A 21182-nucleotide genomic window follows, 5' to 3' on the forward strand; every position below is an offset into this window, starting at 1 on the left:
ATGAAGCTGACGGTAAGCCCTGCAGTCCTAAGTTCTGCCGGAACTGGATCTAGCTTCTTATACTCAAATGCTTACTGGCTTATTTTGTGTTCTGGTAAAACATGGGTAGAAATAGGGCTACTAGCTGTCTGTTTCTACCCGTTTTCTACCTCATAATGTCTTTTTCTATACAACTAATGCCTAATAAATTTGACCAAACACTTAAATATAATGAGCATGGATTTATTTACAGAATTAAAGAATATGCTAGTTACATTGTTCAGCGTAACACTGGCATACTTCGCTCCCGTTAAGGACATGGTATTTGTCATTTTCTTTATTTTTCTTATCAACATGATAGCAGGATTATTATCTGGAATCATTGTGGAAAACGAAAGATTTAACAACAAGAAATTTTTTCATTGCATTGTAGAAACATGCGTTTTTTATTTGATTGTAGGAAGCGTATTCCTAATCGGTGAAAAATTACATAACATCGATGGAGCATTACAATGCATTACGGGTGTTGTGTATGCCATCTTATACTTTTACGGTACAAACACACTGCGTAATTTAAAGAATTTGTTTCCAGAGAATAGAGTAATAGCATTCATTTATTATGTAGTCAGTTTCGAGATTGTGAAGAAAATACCGTATTTACAGCAATTCCAGGATCAACATAAGGAGGATAAAAAATGAAACAGCAACCACGTGGCCTGCGCAACAACAACCCAGGCAACATCCGCAACTCAGATGCAACCGACTGGCAGGGAGAGGTTCCTGCATCTAAAAAACGAGACAAGACCTTCGAAGAATTTGAAGACATTGCCCACGGTTACCGGGCTTTGATCAAGCTGCTGCAGAACTACCGTCGTAAGTACGGATGTCAGACGATTGCAGACTTCATCAGCCGTTGGGCACCCAGAACCGAAAACAACACATCCGGATACATTTCTCGCGTATGCAAGGAAATGCAGGTACCGACTATCTACGTTCCGGATGTAGAGGATAAGGCAACCATGTGCGCTTTTGCAGCTGCTATATCCCAGGTAGAGAACGGTGTTCCTGCCGTAATGTCGGATGTTGAATCAGGCTGGAATTTATTATGAGATCATTTATTCTTACATTCTTTACAATTGTTTTTTGTTCGGTGTTTCTCGGTTGCAAGACAGGGAAACACCTTACTTCCGACAATCACACGCAGATCATCGTACATGATAAGCTGATACCGGTATTCAAGCCTGCGGATTCTGCATCCATCCGGGCTTTGTTGGAGTGTGATTCAAATGGTAGGGTTGTGCTTTCCTGGTTGGATATGGTACAGTCGGAAAACGCACGCCTACGGTTCAAATTGGATTCTATGGGTAATCTGATGGCGGACTTTAAGGTTCCTTCAGATACAGTCTTCATACCAGGCAAAGACAGTACAATTATCCAAAAGACTGTGCAAACGGTAGAGGTGGAGAAAGAGCTTACGTCATGGCAAAAATTCTGCGTGGTGTTCACCGTTGTAGGGCTGATTCTCATTGTGCTGTTTGCATTTTTCAAAGTTCGTTCAATCTTAATTAAAGCATAATATGGCAATAGACCAGATAGCGACCGTAGAGGTCCGGGTAAATGGCGAGGAAGCCAAGCAGGAACTCAAGAATCTGGAGGCGATAGCATCCGGATTGAAAAAAGAACTGGCTGATGCTTACGAAGCTGGTGATACGTCTAAAATCAAACAGGTTACATCCGAACTTCGTAAGACTGAAGCACAGATCAAGACGTTGAAGAAAGATACTACGGCGCTTACTGAGGTGATGAACAACCTTGATAAAGCAACGCCGAAAGAACTTCGTGCTACTCTGACGGCCATAAATAGACAACTGAACAGTGGTTACATCAAGCGAGGATCAGCGGAATGGAAATACTACCAGCAGCAGGCTAAACTGGTGACAGCCGAACTTCAGAAGATCAAGACGGAGGTGCAGGAAACCGAGAGCTGGATTTCTCGCTTCAATAACGGGCTGACGAAGTGGGGCGGCTTACTGGCGACTGGTGCTGCTACACTCACTGGAGTTTCCATGGCATTGAATACCCTTCGTAATAACCGTGACTCCAAGGAATCTTCTCAAGCAGAGCTGAAAGCTTTGACTGGGTTGGACGATTCATCTATTCAGTGGCTTACCGAACAGGCGGAGAAGCTGTCTACTACCATGGATGAATCTGGTTTACGTATCCGTCAGTCATCCGACGAGATTCTTCAGGCATATATGTTGATCGGCTCTAAGAAACCGGAGCTGCTAAAAGATAAAGAAGCCCTAAACGCCGTTACTATCGAAGCCATGCGTCTGGCGGCGGCTGCAAAAATCGACTTGAAGGATGCTGTAACGGCTACTACCGTTTCTCTGAATATGTATGGCGAATCTGCTGATCAGGCGGCGCGTTACGTGAACGTACTGGCTGCCGGTTCTAAAGAGGGTGCAGCTGATGTATCGGCCCAGGCTGCCGCAATCAAGAATGCAGGTGTGGCTGCCTCCGGAGCTGGAGTAAGTATTGAACAGCTTCAAGGTACAATCCAGATGCTGGCGGAGAAAGGGCTGGAGGCAGAGCCGGCAGGTACCGCACTTCGTAAGTTCTTCCTGGTATTACAGACTGGACCGGATGAAACGAATCCGAAAGTGGTTGGTTTACAGACTGCGCTCGAGAATCTGAATAAAAAGTCATTGTCAGCTGCACAGATCCAGACTATGTTCGGCGAAGAAGCCTACTCTGCCGCTACCATCTTGATAGATAATGCAGATAAGGTGCGTCAATATACCGAAGCCGTGACGGATACCAATATCGCTATGGAACAGGCAGCCATTAACTCTGATACCAACGAAGCTAAGATGGCGCAGTACCGTAATAGTATCAAGGAGGCAGGTATCGAGCTGATGGAGCGGCTTAATCCATCATTGTCACTCCTGACCGGATGGACAACAAAGATCATCGTGGCTCTTCCAAAACTGATAGATTGGTTTATAAAGTACAAAGGAATTATCATTACATCAACTGCTGCTATAACTGCATATACAGTTACGGTAAACGCATCCACAATAGCTACCAAGCTGTACGAAACCTGGACAAAATTGGCAACAGTAGCAACACGAGGTTTCAATACGGTACTAAAGGCAAATCCTTTTGGGTTAGCTGTAGCTGGTTTGACGGCTATTGCAACGGCTCTGATGACTTACGTGATTCCGAATACTCGGAAAGCCAAAGACGAGCAGAAGTCATACAATGAAGAATTGGAGAAAATGACTAAAATTTCAGATTCGTTTGTTGATATAAATAAGCGTGCTGATAATTTAAGCAAACTGAATGATCGTCAGAAACAGAATCTTAAAACGGACGCTCAAGAGGAGTTGGCTATTATAGAGGATAAACTTACAAAAGAAGAGATTGCTTACAACGAACAGTTTGAAAAAGAAAAAAAACGTATTCAGGAGCGTGACGATATAAATGAAACTACTAGAAAAGTTCTGCTGAAGGGACTTGATGGTAAATTCAAAGCGCAAAGACAAGCGATTGAAGCTTTGGCTAAACAAAGGACAGAACTTCAAAATATCATTGATAAAATTCCTGATATAGTAACTCCGGTTGTGGATTCAGACCCAAATCCAACTGAAGGCGGAAGCAATAGTTCTCCTGCGACAAAAGAAAATCCTCAGGTAACGGCAGAGAATAAACGGTACTACGATGAACTGGCAGACCTGAAGAAGTCGTACCTCGCCAGCGACGAGATGACACAGCAGGAATATAGTCAGTTTATGGAAGATCTGGAGATGCGTCACCTCGAGAACATGCTGGCCATTGCCGGACTGGAACCAGAGAAACGGCAACAGATCGAGCAGAAGATCCTCGAAGCACGAATTAAGTACAAAGAAGAGTGTGAAAAATTGGATGAAGAAGATGCTAAAAAATCATCCGAAGAAGCGTTCACAAGGCTGGAGAAGCAATACCAGTTGGAGATAGAGAAAGCTACGCAAAAACATTATGACGGTTTGTCATCCGAGCAGGAATATCGTCAGCAACTGATGGACATTCAGAATGAATATTATGATCAGGTACTTTCTTCTTCCGAAATTTCCGAAGAAAAGAAAGCTGAGATTATTGACAAAAAACAGAAAGAGAGTCTTGAAAAATCTCGTAAAAATTATGAAGAAAATCAGCGTAAGGTAAGAGAGCAGCTTTCATTTGCGCAAAACATCGGACAACAATTTGGTGAAGCGTTTGCGGAAATGTTGACAGATTCAGAAACTTCTTTGGGCGACTTTATGAAGGAAACTCTAAAAATCATACTGGATAGTCTTCAGAAGATGATGATAGCTTATATTGCTGAAACACAAATGAAGAATATAGCTACTTTGGGACTGGTCGGGATTGTTAAAGCTGCTGCTGAAATAGCATTGATAACAGCTGCATTTCAGAGTGCAAAGGCTATAATCAGTGGATTTGAAACGGGTGGTTACACCGGTACCGGAAGACATGATGAGCCCAAAGGTATAGTCCATGCTGGTGAATTTGTCGCTAACCGTTATGCCGTGCAGAATCCGGCTGTTCGTCCGGTTCTGGACTTAATTGATCAGGCGCAACGGAACAATACCATCGGTAGCCTGACTGCAAAAGATGTTTCTGCGGTTTTATCAGGTGTTACATCAACAACAAACAATACCTACTATCAGCAAAGTGTACCTGCTGATAACGGAATGTCTGTTATTATGCTGAAGGCGGTAAAGGTTATTGATTCACTTAATAAGAGATTGGATGAACCGATCTATACATATACTCGGGCTACTGGCAAGATGGGAGTAAACGAAGCTCAAGACTTGGTGGCTCGTATGAAAAACAATGTATCAAGGAGGATTAAATTATGACCAGATTATTCATCGACGGTCAGGAGGTTGTACTTTCTGAAAATTTTGAACTCGAATTGATAACAGAGAATCCGTATTTCACTCGCAATGGAGAATATACTTATGATATAGATATCGATTTGAGAGATCCTGGTAATCGGAGAATCTATCAGAATATCAACAGGTCTGATGTCACAAAAGGACTAAAGAACCGTAAGGCGACATTAATGTCAGGAGCCCTTGAAATAATATCAGGTGTGGAGGTTGTTCTTTCGATTGAAAATTATACCGCTAAAATTCAGATCGTAGCTGGTAATTCCCAGTTGAATTACGAAGGGGGTGATACGGATATACGAAGTATGGTTCTTGATGGGATTTCAATGACTTCGCAGCAGGCTATTGATACGTTATTCGGTAAATTTCCGGAAAACAACGTCGTATATCCGCCGGTGGTTAATTACACTGAATCGGACGGAAGTTTTTCGATATTAAACAACGTAGAGGTGGGCGAAGATATATCCTTCACAGATGTAGAAAACATATCTCCTCAGTATTATCTGTTGTATGTGATAGAGAATTTGATAACGAAGTTAGGATTCACAAAGGGAATAAATGAGCTGGAGGATGATCCTGTATGGAGCAGATTATTTATCGTTAATCCATATAAGGATTCAGTACTACAAGAGCTGCTGCCTGACTGGACGATAAATGAGTTTATTGAGCAGATTGAATTATACCTTGACTGTATCATTGTTATAGATAAGGTAGATAAAAAATTCAATATAATCAGTTTAAATAAATATTTTGAAAATCAGGATATTGTTTATTTAGACGATGTTGTTGATGACAGTACCGAAAAGACATACGACGTGGATACGAATTATGCGTTTGCATATACTTATGTATCTTATGATTTACCCAGTGATGAATATTACAATTACCTGAAATTGAAAGAGGGTGTAAGAGAGAATTGTTCTACTGTTTCCAGTCCTGAGTGGGATGATTTTAAAACCAAGTATGATCAGTATTATTCCGGCCCCTATATCTTACATTCAGAAGACTATGGGCTTGATTATGTTGTTACCGATTATTCTGTTTCTGGAGAAACCAAAAAAGGTCTGATAATCGTTGACCGATTCAAGGATGCGGGTAATTTAGATTCACGGGATAAAAGTTCATTCCAGATTGTACCTGCTGAAGTCGAAAAAATAGAAATACATAGTACTACAGGTGGACGCTACCTGATTGGTCCAGCTGTAAAAAAGTTAAGAGTGGATCCTGAAAGCACTGCCATTAATGATTTGATAAATAGTTCTGGCAATAATACAGATATCCCTGACAGGCTGTATGTCGGTATTTATTATGGTATACAAAAAGCATTAAATCGAGGTCCTAATGAATACCCAGGTGAGTATTGGGATAAAATGCCAATGGGTTCGAATGATAGATATTTCATTCAAAAGCCGACTACGCTTGGCGGTGATCAGAGTATTCTTACCTTGCCCGATTATACAATTACCCTGGATGGAGATAATGGTTTGTTTAATAGAGTCTATAAGAATAAACGTGAGATAGATACTTCAGTCGAATATACTTTTCAGTTTTTGACGAATAAAGTATATGATCTAAACAGGATTTTTGTCATACGCAATAAAAAATACTACTGTAAAGAAGTACACTATAAAATAACGCCTAAAGGTATGGATAAAATAGCAGAGGGCATTTTTTATCTTGCAGATTCTGAATAGAGTTTATATGTCTGTTTATCTTGGGCATTAAGTTTGTTTCTTTTACTGGGAAAGTTATATCCTAAAAGTTTATTTGTTATTGCTAATTATATCAGTGTAAAAGGTTGAGATCTAAGTTATTCTTGGTGGTCTTATAATTGTGGATGTTACTTTTTAGAGGTGGAATAGTTTATTATCTTATGTGTTTTAGTTCTTATGTTAAATTATATAATGCAGGTAGGAGAGATATTGTTATTTATATCTAAGATATTAGACTTGCTATTGTATACTATAAAAATAATAATTACTTTTGCAATAAGAAGCACTAAAATAATAATAATAAAAAAGGAGGTATCATGTGTATAATTAAAGACGTTACTCGATTCATCGCGAATGGGGCAAAAGTTTTGCGTGATTCTTCCCGCGGTGAATACAAACAGGAATCTGAAATTATTTCCCAACTAAAAGAAGAGCTTTTTGTCGAATCTGACAAAATGGACGATAAATCCAAATTAAGACAAGATAGAAAGAATATTGAGAAAGACGTAAGAGAAGCTTGGGAAAAATTAAAACTAAGTAATGGCTAAACAACAAATTCAACAAAAAGAAACTGTCGTTGCAGGACAAGGTGGTGTAGGTCAGCAGTTGGAAAGAACTTATACCGTAGATGACAACAGTTTGCCTTCTCCCCAAGAATTAGCAGCCTATAAGGAAATAGATCCTCAAATTGTTACTTTCTTGATGGAAGCTTCCGTTAAGGAACAAAAACATCGACATGAGATGGATAAAGTAAAGTACGACCTAATTCGAAAGTCTGAATCAAGAACAGGAAGAATGAATTGGTGGGGTATGGCATTTGCTTTTTTATCTATTGTAGTAATTGTAGCTCTTGCTGCTTATGCTTTATATTTAGATAGACCTTGGTTTGCTGGAATATTAGGAGCAGGTACATTAGTTACAGTTGCTTCGATATTTATCAATAAAGAAAAGTCTGATACAAAGAAAAAATAATCTTATAAGAAAAAGCGGAAACCTAAAAAGTTTCCGCTTTTTCTTTTGCCATTCCAAAATAAATCCTCATATTTGCAATGCTCTACATTTCGACAAGGCGACGATGGCTCGCCAAATATCTTTGCTGCGGGCATTTTTTATGTCCATAGCATTGTTTATATACCCATAGGGTTCCGACCCCCGTGTGGTGCGTTAATGCGCCCACTGCCTTGTCAAGGTGTAGAGCAACGGGAAAGCGGAACCTTTCTTGTTTCCTTTCCCGTAATTAATATATTGTTTCATTTAAATGCTCTACACAATGAAAAATCAAATTGCATTGCCTGCAAGCCAGGCAAGAGAAAGCCGTATATCGTTATGGCTGAACCGTAAGAATTGTATCTTTTCCGCTCTTATGGAAGAGAGAGTATCAAACCGTCAGGCTGTACTTGTTTCTCAGGTACTTGCTTCTTTCAGCATTCTCAGCTGTTCCTTTTTTATTCATTGGCTGGCTGCCGTTGCTTGCCTGTGCTGGTTCATCTGTTCCGTTCTGCTTTGCAAGAAAGGAGGTTTGCGATGACCGATTACACGCCACAGCCCGCAACGTTCCGCGTCGACAAATATCAGGCATACGAGGATGGTAAAGTTCTGTTTGAACAATACACTATTCTCATGTATGGAAGTGATAAATTATGCTGTACACGTCCGGAGATGGAGCAGCTCAGTGAATTGATTCAAACCGCATTGAATGATAGAAAGGAGGCAGACCATGGCAAATAAAAAAGTAGAATTCGACAAATATATTCTTTATCGTTACTTCCAGGAATATCTTCCTGCCGATAAAGTAACAGATGATGTAATCTATAAAACTTCACAGCAGATCCAGGATGAACTGTCTGATATGGCAGAGATCAGCATTAACGATATCGCCAGGGCGGTGGTGGATTTGGGCTATGAACTTGTCATAGCCCCCGATGGTCGTCCGGCGTGGATTATGTTGCGCAAGTAGCTGTATATTTTTAGATGATTAGATACATTTTTTTATTTACATTTTATATTGGAGGCATGACATCGTGAGGGTGTTGTGCCTTTTGTTTTTAAAATTCTCCTTCAAAATGCTTGGTCTCTTCATGTACCGTCATATTGCTACCCTTCAGATACTTATTGGTTGTGGAGATATCCGCGTGGCGCGCCTGGTCACGGGCAATGACAATACCTTCAGCATTGGCCAGGTCACGTATTCCTGAATCTTTCAGGGAGTAGAATTGATAACTGTCTGGGAATCGAAGTTTTTCACGTACCTTATTAAAGTAATTTCTGTAAACTTTAGTGGTTACTTTATTTTTTGAGGGCTTGAAACCTTTACCGAATAGATAATAATTTCCCGGGTTGCTGAAAACATCAAGATCAAGCATTGCTTTAATGAGTTTGTCATTCAAACCGACCATGCCGTCTTTGCGGTTCTTGCTGATGCTCGATGCGATGAATACCTTTTGTTCCTTCAAGTAGATGTCGGACAGCTTGATGTTGGTTATTTCGTCCGGACGGATAAAGGTATAATAAGCGAACTGGCATAAGAACAAAAAGTACGGATTCTCTTTCTTGAGGTATTTCTTCAGCTTTTGTATATCGGTAGACGATAGGGCAGACCGTTTTTTTTCCTCTTCTTGTAACATGCGGATATTCTCTACCGGATTCTTGATAAGGTACTGCTTTTCCATCATCCAGCTGCAAAGTGAAGACAGCCAGGTACGATAATTGTTTCGGGTTCTGGCTGATGAATCACGGTCGAGCAGTACATAATCTAAGAAGTCAGATATAAAAGACTGGTCAATCTGATATGCATATACGATTGCTGGGATGTGCTTCGCCGTGTATTCTTCAAATACTCGCAGGCGCTTCTCGTAATCCTTCAGAGTGTTCTCTTTGATGGTACCAGCCGCATACAGTTTTTCCAGATATATATGATACCTTTGGATAATATCTACATACGGGGTGTATTGCCTTGAGTTCTCGACATCCGCCCATGGGTTCCATCCGGAACGGAGTTTGACATTAAGATTAGTGATGATTTCATTAGCTCGACGACGGCGGTCTGAAACTTTGGCGATGCCATTAAGCATATACTTTTTTCTTTTCATTTTCTGCTCCAATGGGTCATAAGAATAGAAATCAATATACCAGTTATTACCTGTGTGGAGCTTGGGTTCTGTATAAGAAATTATACAAAAAACCGATGAACTTTTTCTTTTTGAAGAGTACATTTTTTTATTACGTTTTTCGAATTCGAAAGCGTAATACGGTTTGACATTCAGAAAATTTGCGTCCCGATTTCGTCCTGGGGATAAACGAACAAAAGCTGCAACTTTTTGAGTTACAGCTTTTTATCTCGGCACGGGAAGAGAGACTCGAACTCCCGACACTCGGTTTTGGAGACCGATGCTCTACCAACTGAGCTATTCCCGTGTTTGCGGATGCAAAGGTACGACATTTTTTGATATTGCCAAATGCTTTGGCATTTTTTTTGCTTCATGGCATAAAAATACCCGCTTCACACAGCATAGACCGATATATTTCTGCCTTTTTCTCCAACTTGAGCGGATAAGCCCTGCTGGAAGAAGGCATCCGGTAAAGCCAAAGTTGGCGGTCAGCATATTCGAATTTGCTTTTTCCACCTACCGGAGGTTCTTCAATATGCAATTGTGCACATAAGGTATCTGTAGCTTTTTGCCCGGTCGTTACAATAGATTTGCATGCCGGAAGTTGTTTCAGAAGCAAGCCGATGTCCGTAGGCTCCACGATTTCCAGGTATTTGTCTGAAGCATTGCTTTTCAAACGTTTCACTGTGCAAGCCGTATCATAAAGCGCAACGCCTTTTTCTTTCAAGAAGTGTATGAGACGTTCTTTATCGAAAGCCTTTTTACCGGAAAGTACAAAATGTTCTTTATCACCGAAGAAAATCAGTCCGAAAATCCGCCACATGTCATTGTTCCAGTTCGGATAGAAGAAATCCATGCTCCAGCGCTTCTTCTGCGGAGGAAAGCTTCCCAGCATCAGCAAAGTAGCTTCTGCAGGAAGAAACGGTTCCAACGGATGATTTTCGATGAGGCTGTCCATCTTAGTTTTCTTTGGGTTTAGGTTCTTTTTTTGCCAGTACAACGATGTTGTAAACATATTCGTTCATCCAGCTTTCGCTATATCCCAGTGCATGCTGGTATTGGCGGATGTTTACACAAGTCTTTCTCACACTATCATCTTTCCAGTTGGTTTTCGTCAGGATATCGTGAATGGTCTTTTCGGTCATCGAACGCAATAATTTCTTGAACATGCCAGGCATACGGAATTTCCATTGCATCAGATTCCCCACTACCATCATCAAGTCTTGACTGAAGCCCTGAAACATAAACAGGTAGTTCTTGATATCATTCACACTCTTGCAGTGCTTTTTGACAGATGTATCTATTTCCTTAAAAAAGAACTCATTAATGCCGTAAATATCCATCAGCATCTTTTTGCATCTGGTACGTTCTGCCACTCCCAGCTTGTTGTTCTGGGTAGGGATTTTCAATGTACGCTTGAATACTGCCATATCAGGCAGGAAATTGATATTGCTGATGCCCAGCTGCGCAGCCATAACGGCTTGGTAGTATACACGTATCAAAGTCATGAAGTCTTCTACACCTCCTACCCGTGCACCTTCTTCTTCAACTTGTTTTTTACCTAATAGTTTCGAAAATATGCTCATAATCTAATCTGTAATAAATTATTATGGGGACAAAGATAAAACAAAAAAGTGAGATAAGGGGCAGTTTATGACAAGATAGTGACAAGAAACTGCTTTGAATGTCTTTCTCTTCCCGATGTATTCGTTTTCGTGTGTGCTTTGGGCGATAAATTCAAAACAGTTTCTAGAAAGTTATCAACTATCAGGTCTTATATAAGCATAGGATACTTCGTTATTTCACGATTTTCACCAGCAGCGTCTTGCCGGCAGATTTTCCTTTCATATCGTATGATTCCGATTTTACCAGACCTATTCCCTCGGCATACCATTCAGTCACCCGGTGCGTGGTGCTTTTCAACACTACTTTGGTACGTTTCAAGTAAGTAATCTTTATACAGTCGAATTTCCCAGCCGTAGTACTGATTTGCTCCTCTCCCATATAAGCAGCTCCCGAAATCGTAATTTCATTTTTCAGCATCTTCACAATAAGTGCATACGAGCGGTCGGGCATACTTTCTCCTCCCTCGGCATGTTCCTTCAGCACAAACGAGTTGTCGCCTTTATACTTCAATTCTTCACGCATGGCAGTACGTGCCGCCGTATCATACTTATCCGGATCCGAATCCGAATCAATATAAGGTCCATACACCAGATCTTCGGCACACACAGTCTGGTTGCCATCATAACTCCAGTCGAAACGCGTATAGCTGGTATTGTTCTTCAACTTGTTGGTTACAATCTTATTGATATAACAGGCAGTTACCTTACCATCGTTTCTCCCGACAAACGACACGGTAGCAGTCTCATTCGAAACACTTTGTCCCGCTTCATCGTAATTGACATAATGAAGTTCCGTTCCCTCTACCGTACAAAAATATTGTGCATGCAGGCTGAAACAAGCCAACACCGCACAAACAAACAAAAGCATCTTTTTCATGTTACGTTCCTTTTTTTCTAATTACGCCACAAACTTACAAATTTCTTTTCAGCAAATGCAAGCATATACCTGATTTTCTCTATCTTTGTGCCCAACATTCAATCATAAAATACGAAAAACATGGGTTTATTATCAGCAATCTTCGGCAACGGAAAGCCCGAAGAAAACCAACAGGAAAAACAGACACAAAAGAATTTCGAGATTTTAAAATACGATGGCATACGGGCACACAACATGAACCAACTGGCTTACGCCGCCAAATGCCTGGAACAGGCGTCTGCCCTGCGTGACGATGCTGAAACACTCCAGTACCTTGCCGACACGTATGTAAAACTCCAGCGTACCGATGATGCCCGGACAACTTTGGACAAACTGACCGGACTGGAACCGGACAACATACAGGGATATCTGTTCCTTGCCAACGTATGCTTTGCACAAGAAGACTATGACGGTATGGACAAAGCCTGCCAAAAAGCCATCAAGCTGGACGAAAGCAATGCCCATGCCTACTATTTGGCAGCCAGGGCAGCCCACGGACTTCACAACGATTTGCAAGCTATCGTAATGGCTACCAAAGCCATCACACAAGACGAAAGCTTTCTTTCTGCCTACTTGCTCCGTGCCGAAGTGCTTTGGGGTATGAAACAGGCGAAAGAAACACTGGAAGACCTCGATTATATCCTGAATGCAAATCCGGAAGAAGAAGATGCCTTGCTGCTGAAAAGTACCGTCAAAGCCACATTAGGAGAAACCGACGAAGCATATCGGTGTCTGGAGCTGGTCATGGAAACCAATCCTTTCAACGAAAAAGCTTACCTGCTGAAAGGAGAACTGCTCTGTGGACAGAAAGCATACGGCAAAGCCATCGAACTGTATACCGAAGCCTTGGAACTGATGCCCCAGAACGCTACATTCTACCAGGAACGCGGACGTGTCCGGTTACTGGAAGGAGACAAGAATGGCTCCATCGAAGACTTGAAAAAAGCCATCGAACTGAACCCCGAAAGCGAATCCCAAATAAACGGAACGTTTGATAACCAAGACACCCTTTCCGGCACCCCAAATCCTGCAAGTATTTACTGACTGGAATGCATCTATGTCCGTTGCCTTACGAAGATAAATACACCGGCCTACGGACATAGATGCACAAAGCTACGTACATACGGTTTCCTGAAAAACGGTTTCCAATATTCTATCAGGGTCTTAACACTCCCGCTTCTTCAACAAAAAGAGAGGCAAATAAAAGAAAATGCCTGCAACAGACATTATCAATCCACCTATTGTACCCGCCGCCAAAGAAAACCAGAAACTTTCCTTCTCACCTATCATAAAAGGAATAAAACCCAGTACGGTCGAAGTCACCGTCAGAAATATCGGAACAACCTTCACATTCCATGCCTTGGTGTATGCCTCAACCTTTCCCAGATAAGGGTAACGCCTCCGGATAGCATTATACTCGTTCAGAATATAAATGCTGGCATTGACCGTAATACCACACAGAAGAACAAAAGCAGCGAAACCACCTTGGTCGAACGTGAGTTCGAACAGATAAAAAGTCAGAAACACTCCGATATATGAAATAGGAATCACACCGATAATGGCAAGTGGCTGCTTCAGCGAATCGAACAGGATAGCCGAAATAAAGAAAATAATGCCAATCACAATAAGCAACAGCCCGTACTGACCATGGTCATCGTTATGCCAATACCATATATTGCTCTTGTTCTCGATACTATACCCCATCGGGAGAGCAGCCTTCATGACCTCAACATCCTTTGCCAAGATTTTCTGCCCTTGCTGGTGTGCACCGATGTATTCGAATTGCAGACACAATACATACTGCTGGTTCTCTTTCACAATCTTCTTCGACACTTGCTCTTTGCTCACCTTGGCAAAATCGGATAATTTATACTGTCTGCCTCCGAATATAAAAGGTACTTCCATCAGCCCCCATACATCATATTCACCGCTCTGTACCGAAGACAACGAAAGCCGTTCGCTCTGATTATCGTACACAATATTCCCCACACGCTGACCCGACATGAATATCGGCTGCAAAATAGCAAAAAGAGTGCTTGCCGTAAGGTTTTCCTTTGCCATCTTTTCCTTGTCGAACTGCAAGACATACTCGTCATAGTCATCCTTCCAATACGAGAATTCAGCATTGACCTGCACTTCCTTGATACGCCTGTGAGACAGCAACAAACGCTTCATCTCTTCCGCCCAATAAGAAAGTTCGTCATAATTATACCCGTACATCTCCACCTGAAAACTTCCTGCCGTCTCACGCACATCATTCGAAAAGCCCTGGTCTTGCAATCCATACACATTCCAGCTTCCGCCTCCCAACGTAAGAGCCTTACTGATAATGTTCGACTTCAACACGTACGGAAAGCCACTGTGCTCATATTCTTTTTTGAAAAATATCTCGATACCGGCATGACGGGCATCATAGACAGAAGTTTGAAACTGCCTGATTTCCCGAAATTCACTCAGATAAGTTTCCATTTGCTTTATCAGCACATTCATCTGTTCCAGCGTACTGCCATTAGGAAGTGTGGCTGTTACCGAAAGCACCACTTCTTCATCGCGGTTTCCGAAATAACTTCCGTTGTACACCTTTTCCACAAACAGCCGCAACGTACCTCCCAGCCATTTGTCGATCACCGGTTTTATTTCTTCCCTATAAACAGGACGGTCAAACACCTTATTATATAAAGTGGCCCATCCACCTTTCTGTTCTGCATGCTCTATCTTTTCGGGAAGCAGAAATACCGGAAGTCCGAACGCCCATACCAGTACGGCATATGCAATAGCCTTACGCCTGCACAATGCCTTTACCATCCATTTATAACCACGTGTAAAATAAACCACCCCCCGCTTGATACGCGACGAACGCCTAAAGACCGAAGTCCTGCGCAAGCGGATGCGTTCTATCAATGCCGGGACAAAGAACAGTGCCACAAACAATGATACAGCCAGATTGATAATAACTACAGCTGCAAAATCTTGCAGGTTCAAGCGTATCTTCTCGTCCATGAAAAAGATAATGACCAATGCTCCGATAGTAGTCAACGTCGCTGCCAGGATAGACATAAACGCTTTCAGGTTCCGACGGTGCAGAATATGGTCAGTCATCACAATGGTATTATCTATCAACAGGTTCAGCGAAATGGTGATGCCGGCAAGCGAATAAAGCTGAATATCCACTCCGCAGATGTAGTAAAAGATAAAAGCAATAGCCATATTGACAGCCAGACTGGCTACTATCAAAAACAAATAACGCAGATTCAGGGTAATGACTGCCACAAACAACAACAGGATAAGCACAGTTATTGTTGTACGGAAGTAATTTGTATTCAGTTCCTTGCTAATGTATTCCGTAGCATCGTAACTGATATGCACCTCGTACCCCGGAGGCATATTCTGCTGTATCTGCCTCATGGCATCCCTTACCTGGGCTGCCACCCGAAGCTGATTTGCCGTTTCCTCTGCCGTAATGGAAAGATAAATAGAATTAAGCCCGTTGATACGGAAATAGCCGGTAGGTTCTTCCTCTGTATGTGTCACTTTCACCAGTTTGTCCAGCGAAATCAATTTTCCTTCTGACGTACGTAAACTGATATCGGCAGGCCGGAAGCCTTCCCGTCCTTCAGACGAAGTGCGTACCACCCTAATCCATTCATCCCCCACATCTACCTGGCAGATGCCCAAGAATTCATTGTCATAATATTCCTGGATAGCCTGTCCTAGATCTCCTACCGACAGACCAAGATAGCCCAACTGGCTGTTATCGTATGTCAGCCTCCACTCCATGGGAGTAGCACCGCTCAACTCTATCTTATAAATACCTTTAATGGCAGAAAGCAACGGTTTGATATAATTTTCCCCATAATTCTGAATCAGAATCGGGGTAGCCGGTGCATTGAGTGTATAAGTCATGAAAGGCCTTGTCGAGCGGTCGTCCGAACGTTGAGTAGAAATCAAAGGATAACTCACTCCTTCGGGCAATTGCGACCAGACCTGACGGATCACGGTAGAGACTTCAAAGCGTACGATATCCACTTCGCTATGCTTGTCTATCTCAATGCGCAGGCTGCCATATCCATTATCGGAAGTGGAACGGATTTTCCGTACACCTTCTATCCGCGACAAGGCTCCCTCCAGCCGGCTGGTAACTTCTGCTTCGATTACTCTTGCCGAATTGCCTGGCATAGAGAATGAAACCGTCAGTGCCGGAAGTTCATGCGAAGGCGAAAGTTTCACCGGTAGCAAAGGCACCAGCGAAAGTCCCACAATAGCCAGACAGATAAAACTGACTATCAGAGTAAAGGAAGAAGCTGTTTTACGAGATTTCTGTTTCATTGACGGATTCTATTTTTAAAATCAAAACGGTCAGACAAAGAAAAGCCAGTTTCAAAATCATGCAAAGTCAGCTTCCTTATTTTATAATAGCTCAGCCAATAATTCTGCAAAGCCTGAATATAATTCTTCTGCGCTTCCTGCTGCCTGTTCAAGGCAAGGGTCAGACTGTTTACATCACTCTTCCCGATAATAAAACGCTGCCGGGTCTGCTCGTATGCCAGTTCTGCCAGGTCCAAAGCCTCCTCTGCACCTTCTATCAGGTCTTGCTGCACGTTAAAGTCGCTCACGGTCATCACCACATCTTCTTCCAGACTGATTTCTTCCTGCCTTGCCGCAATCTTTACAACATTCAGATTGTTCTTTGCCATGTTATATTTTCCTTTCCTCACCCCCCAGTCTATCAAAGGGATAGAGACACTGATTGACACCAGGTCTTGCTGCAACAGATTCTTATAAGCAGAACGGATATTATCCGACACCTGATTGAACCCGACACTGGCATTGAAACTGGCACTAAAGCGCGATTCTTTTTTCGTACGGTCTACATCACGCTCCGCTTCCAGTACATTCTGCCGCTGCTCCAGATAAGTCGGATTATTCTCCTTGGCTTTCTGCAAAGCCTCATCCGCCAACACTTCCAGGTGGCGCGGACGTCCCGGCAAGTCCAATTCGATGGTTGTATTCTTATCCATATTCAAGAAAGTAGCCAATGCCGACATCGCCCTTTTCAGTGCAATCCGTGCATTGGTCAATGTATTCTGCGCATTCACTTTATCCAGTTTCAATGTCAGCAGGTCTGCCTGCGAGATAGAAGCTATCTTCTGGCGCTGCATTCCGATGTCACACAATGTATCTGCCGTAACCAGATTATCCTCTGCCAGCTTATAGTCAGCCTGTGCCATCGCCAGACTGAAGAAATAATTGACCGCTTCTTCCGCCACCTCTTCTGTATGATAGATGAACTGCTTTTTCACCTTTTCAAATTTCAACGGTTCTATCTTGCGATCCCACCGGAAAGCATTATACCCCAATAATTCCTGCTGATACCCGATACGAAAAGGAACAGTAGAGAACTGAGTCGATTTCGTATCACCAAAATTACGCATAAAGTCCAGTTGGGTATCTATATAGAATGTACCTCCCAGCCAGTCGAAATTCTGTGTCAGGCTCAATCCACCCGTTGCACTGAACATCTGCTGTTCACGGTAAACATCCATATCCTCATTCGAGTCATAGCGTTGGGTAATGTAACGGTAATATTGTGCCGGCGTCAGGTTCAAGGTCAGACTGGGCAAACGGTTCGCTTTAAAAGTACGGTATTCCCAGTAACCGGACAAATACATGTTCTGATAACGGAAAGCCGACAACGAACTGTCATTCGCCAATTCTATCGTTTCCTGCAAATCCAGTTTCACGGTGTGTTGCGCCAACAGCGGCATACAGCTCAGTGCCAGTACCAGGCATATACTAATATTTCTGCGTTTCATGTTTTCTATAGATTAACCAATATATTAATGGAATAATAAACAAGCTGATAATGGTTCCCAAGGTCATCGCCCCTATCATGGCGATGGAAAGCGGACGTTGCAGTTCCGAACCCATATCGGAAGTAAACAGCAGCGGCACCATGGCAAAGATAGTGGTCAGCGTAGTCATGACAATTGCCCGCAAACGCTTTCTTCCTCCTGTATGGATAGCTTCAGTAAGTGGCATACCGGTTTTTCTCAGTTCGTTGATGGTATCCAGTTTCAAGATAGAGTCGTTTATCACAATACCGCTTGAAATGACAATACCGATAGCCGACATCAGATTCAGCGTATCTCCACACAGCCACAGGCAAAGCAAGGCAAAAGCAATATCCATCGGGATTTCCGCCAAGACAATAAGGGGTTGCAAGAAACTTTCGAACTGGGCACACAAGATGAAGTACATCAGCAAGACCGATATGCACAGTATCACCATCAGTTCACCCATCATCCGCTGGTTCGAAAAGAAACTGCCCGAAAAGTCCACATCCCATTTCCCCGACCGTGCCACCACATCACGTATGCCGGCTATCAGTCCAGGTGCATTGTCCACATCATAAAAACGTAGCGGAATATATTCACCGTTGCTCCCTGCTGTAATGCTTTTCAAGTCTTCAGCCGGTTGTACCGACAGCAGTTCCTTCAACGGGACATAAGCCTGTTCCTCTCCTTCTTGGGGCACATTTTCCACCAGCGTTTCCGCCAGCACCCGTTCAAGTGTACGTTCGTTTCCTGCCACACTGATAGGCAAATACTGCTGGTAAGAACGCAAGACCGATACTTCGTTTTCCTTAAATGCAGTCCGCAACGTGCGTACCACTTCATCGTAATCCACCCGATAAAGCAACAGGCGGTTACGGTCTATTACCAGATTCAGTTGGTTGCGGAAAGCAATAACCTCCGGATATACTCCGGTCTCCTCGGCTATCTGCCTCTCCAGTTCTTTCAGTTCGGCAGGTTGTGGACTCACAGCCTTATTCTTCGACCGGACCTGTGCCACCACATCGGCTTCTCCCGTTACAAATAGTTTTTCAAAGATAGTCATTGGAGGCGAATAAGTGACTGTGGCTTCCGGATAATGCGCCCCGAACCATTTTTTCAGATGCTGCTCTAACGGCAAAATGTCCGAAGGTTTTTCCGTCTTGAAATAAAGTTCAGCCTCACCTGCCGATAAGGCATCATCCGTATTCAGCACATAATCCTGCATACCTACATACGCCGTATGTTCGACGGCAATGCCATCAGTATGTTTCAGCAGTTCATCCACCCTCCGGTTATTTTCCTCCACATGAATATTCTCGTTCCATGCCACTTTCACTATCATTTCGTTCTGGTCTATTTCGGGCATCCGCTCTTTATCCAACACCCCGAACAAAACCACGCATAGCGGAAGGGTAGCCACAGCCACACACAAACTGATACGCTTATGCGAAAATACCCAGTTGATGCCCGCATCGTATCCGCGCTCCAGCCAGTCATTCTTCAGTTTATCCCGAAAATCAAAATTAATCCACCGGTACCTGCGCATTCCCAAACGGAAAAACAAGACATATAGAACCGGCAATAGCATGATGCCTGTAAAGTAAGATACTCCCAACCCAGCCGTAATGGAAAACGCCTGGTCGGTAAAGATGGCACCGGCTATACCGCTCATGAATATCAATGGCACAAATACTGCTACCGTAGTCAGCGAAGAACTCAGCATCGGTGTAATCATCTCACTGGTGCCTATTACCGCCGACCGTTTCAGCGAATAGCCCCGTTCACGGTACTGCGACACGTTTTCGGTCACGATAATTGCATTGTCTATCATCATGCCCACCGCCATAATCAGTCCCGACAGCGATATGACGTTCAGCGAAACCTTGCAGAGATAGAAGAAGAAAAATGTGATTACCACCGATACCACCATCGTAATGCCGATAATCAACGGCGAACGCACATCGCCGATAAAGAACACTGCCACGATAAAGATAAACAGGAAACCCAACGTGAAATTCTGTTGCAGGTTCGAAATGGTATAATCCAGCAGTTCCGTCTGGTTGCGTGTAATAGAAAATTCTATATCGGGATACAATGCGGCAAACCGTTCGGTAGTCCGCTGCAGTTCCGCCTTCAGGTTATCCATGTTCTCTTCCGATTGCTTGATGATGGCAAATGTCACTGCCCGCTTTCCTCCAGCCAATGAACGTCCTGTCTCATGCTGTGTCACCAGGCTTACCTTACACAGGTCTTTCAGCTGCATGATGCGTCCTCCCTTGTTCAGATAGATGTTCTCTACATCCTCTGGAGTACGCAGGAAAGAAGCGATACGGATGTTATACTCGTAATATCCGTCACGCACCAGCATGCTGCCCGGTTCTGCGTTGTTGGCTTCCAGTGTCCGTTCCAAATCATCTATGCCGATGCCCAAACTGTTCATTTTTTCCCTGTCGGGCACTATCTGCAACACCCTTTCAGGCACCCCGGTCATGTCTGCCATGGCTATCTGAGGCAATTGTTCGATACGCCTCCTCACCACGTTTTCTGCCAGTTCTGACAGGTTCAGGAATGCTTGTTCATCTGTATGCTGATAAGGCTTGTCCTTTTTCAGCGTCATGTTCAGGTAAAACACCGGTATATCCGTTGCACTAGCCTTGATGGCTTTAGGACGTTCGGCATCTTTAGGCAAGCTGTTCATTGCCGCATCTATTTTCTCGTTTACTTCAATAAAAGCAAGGTCAGTATTGGTTCCGAACTCGAATGTCAGATGAATGACTCCCGAACCGTCGCGTGCCTCGCTTCTCATTTCATCCAGCCCCGACACCTGCAGCAAGGCACGCCGCACAGGAGCCACCATTGTATTCTCCATTTCCCGTGCCGACATATTATCCGAAGCCATCCGTACCGTAATCTGCGGAATGTCAATATCGGGCAACAGCGATACAGGGAGCGACCAGTAAGTAACCAGCCCTATGATAAAACAAGCGGTAAACGCCATCAATACGGCTATAGGCCGTTGTATTAAAAACTTAACCATCTTTTTTATTTACGATTTTTCTATTTACAATTTACCAT

The 21182-nt window shown here is 43.0% G+C and carries 18 protein-coding genes and 1 tRNA gene; 11 read left to right on the top strand and 8 right to left on the bottom strand.

Annotation, left to right across the window (positions count from 1 at the left end; genetic code table 11):
- The first annotated feature begins 210 nt into the window (after positions 1–210).
- The 10 genes from B5F25_RS15000 to B5F25_RS15045 all read left to right on the top strand — a co-directional run bounded on the left by B5F25_RS15000 (position 211) and on the right by B5F25_RS15045 (position 8582).
- Entirely contained in the window at positions 211–678 is a 468-nt protein-coding gene (locus B5F25_RS15000; protein ID WP_087250474.1) for a phage holin family protein, read from the top strand.
- On the top strand, positions 675–1088 hold the full coding sequence (locus tag B5F25_RS15005; RefSeq protein WP_087250475.1) for a structural protein P5: 414 nt from the start codon (positions 675–677) through the stop codon (positions 1086–1088). The genes B5F25_RS15000 and B5F25_RS15005 overlap by 4 nt, the downstream gene beginning before the upstream one ends.
- Positions 1085–1555 (top strand): hypothetical protein, encoded by a 471-nt coding sequence (locus tag B5F25_RS15010; RefSeq protein ID WP_087250477.1) that lies wholly within the window; start codon positions 1085–1087, stop codon positions 1553–1555. Before B5F25_RS15005 ends, B5F25_RS15010 begins: the two co-directional genes overlap by 4 nt.
- A 1-nt stretch (position 1556) precedes the next feature.
- Complete coding sequence (locus B5F25_RS15015; RefSeq protein ID WP_087250478.1) at positions 1557–4880, top strand: phage tail tape measure protein; 3324 nt, start codon at positions 1557–1559, stop codon at positions 4878–4880.
- Entirely contained in the window at positions 4877–6607 is a 1731-nt protein-coding gene (locus B5F25_RS15020) for a hypothetical protein (protein ID WP_087250480.1), read from the top strand. Before B5F25_RS15015 ends, B5F25_RS15020 begins: the two co-directional genes overlap by 4 nt.
- A gap of 335 nt (positions 6608–6942) precedes the next feature.
- The gene (locus B5F25_RS15025) at positions 6943–7173 is read left to right on the top strand and encodes a hypothetical protein (protein ID WP_087250482.1); all 231 of its coding nucleotides are present in this window, start codon (positions 6943–6945) and stop codon (positions 7171–7173) included.
- Positions 7166–7597, top strand: coding sequence for a DUF2335 domain-containing protein (locus B5F25_RS15030; RefSeq protein WP_087250484.1), 432 nt, complete (start codon positions 7166–7168; stop codon positions 7595–7597). The genes B5F25_RS15025 and B5F25_RS15030 overlap by 8 nt, the downstream gene beginning before the upstream one ends.
- A 298-nt stretch (positions 7598–7895) precedes the next feature.
- Positions 7896–8153 (top strand): hypothetical protein, encoded by a 258-nt coding sequence (locus B5F25_RS15035; protein WP_140406956.1) that lies wholly within the window; start codon positions 7896–7898, stop codon positions 8151–8153.
- Positions 8150–8353, top strand: coding sequence for a hypothetical protein (locus tag B5F25_RS15040; RefSeq protein ID WP_087250488.1), 204 nt, complete (start codon positions 8150–8152; stop codon positions 8351–8353). Before B5F25_RS15035 ends, B5F25_RS15040 begins: the two co-directional genes overlap by 4 nt.
- Positions 8343–8582, top strand: a complete 240-nt coding sequence (locus B5F25_RS15045; protein WP_087250490.1) for a hypothetical protein — start codon at positions 8343–8345, stop codon at positions 8580–8582. The genes B5F25_RS15040 and B5F25_RS15045 overlap by 11 nt, the downstream gene beginning before the upstream one ends.
- 88 nt (positions 8583–8670) lie before the next feature.
- Here B5F25_RS15045 and B5F25_RS15050 read toward each other — a convergent pair whose 3' ends face one another.
- From B5F25_RS15050 to B5F25_RS15070, 5 genes are all read right to left on the bottom strand, one after another.
- Complete coding sequence (locus tag B5F25_RS15050; protein ID WP_225226414.1) at positions 8671–9696, bottom strand: site-specific integrase; 1026 nt, start codon at positions 9694–9696, stop codon at positions 8671–8673.
- Positions 9697–9966: 270 nt separating this feature from the next.
- Positions 9967–10039, bottom strand: a tRNA-Trp gene (locus B5F25_RS15055).
- Positions 10040–10102: 63 nt separating this feature from the next.
- The gene (locus B5F25_RS15060; RefSeq protein ID WP_022040497.1) at positions 10103–10690 is read right to left on the bottom strand and encodes a uracil-DNA glycosylase family protein; all 588 of its coding nucleotides are present in this window, start codon (positions 10688–10690) and stop codon (positions 10103–10105) included.
- A gap of 1 nt (position 10691) precedes the next feature.
- Positions 10692–11318 carry a hypothetical protein gene (locus B5F25_RS15065; protein ID WP_022040496.1) on the bottom strand — a complete coding sequence of 209 codons (627 nt, stop codon included), beginning with the start codon at positions 11316–11318 and terminating at the stop codon, positions 10692–10694.
- 211 nt (positions 11319–11529) lie between these two features.
- Positions 11530–12234 carry a hypothetical protein gene (locus B5F25_RS15070; RefSeq protein WP_087250492.1) on the bottom strand — a complete coding sequence of 235 codons (705 nt, stop codon included), beginning with the start codon at positions 12232–12234 and terminating at the stop codon, positions 11530–11532.
- A gap of 120 nt (positions 12235–12354) precedes the next feature.
- On the opposite strand from B5F25_RS15070, the gene B5F25_RS15075 reads away from it, so the two are divergent.
- The gene (locus tag B5F25_RS15075; protein WP_087250494.1) at positions 12355–13317 is read left to right on the top strand and encodes a tetratricopeptide repeat protein; all 963 of its coding nucleotides are present in this window, start codon (positions 12355–12357) and stop codon (positions 13315–13317) included.
- A gap of 120 nt (positions 13318–13437) precedes the next feature.
- Here the strand turns inward: B5F25_RS15075 and B5F25_RS15080 are convergent, their stop codons facing one another.
- The 3 genes from B5F25_RS15080 to B5F25_RS15090 are packed head-to-tail and all read right to left on the bottom strand — an operon-like array spanning position 13438 to position 21144.
- Positions 13438–16599, bottom strand: a complete 3162-nt coding sequence (locus B5F25_RS15080) for an efflux RND transporter permease subunit (protein WP_087250496.1) — start codon at positions 16597–16599, stop codon at positions 13438–13440.
- On the bottom strand, positions 16596–18038 hold the full coding sequence (locus B5F25_RS15085) for a TolC family protein (RefSeq protein WP_241148422.1): 1443 nt from the start codon (positions 18036–18038) through the stop codon (positions 16596–16598). The genes B5F25_RS15080 and B5F25_RS15085 overlap by 4 nt, the downstream gene beginning before the upstream one ends.
- Positions 18039–18066: 28 nt before the next feature.
- Entirely contained in the window at positions 18067–21144 is a 3078-nt protein-coding gene (locus B5F25_RS15090) for an efflux RND transporter permease subunit (protein WP_087250500.1), read from the bottom strand.
- Between the last annotated feature and the right edge of the window lie 38 nt (positions 21145–21182).

The sequence above is a fragment of the Bacteroides sp. An19 genome (assembly GCF_002160215.1).
In the GTDB taxonomy this organism is placed as follows: domain Bacteria; phylum Bacteroidota; class Bacteroidia; order Bacteroidales; family Bacteroidaceae; genus Phocaeicola; species Phocaeicola intestinalis.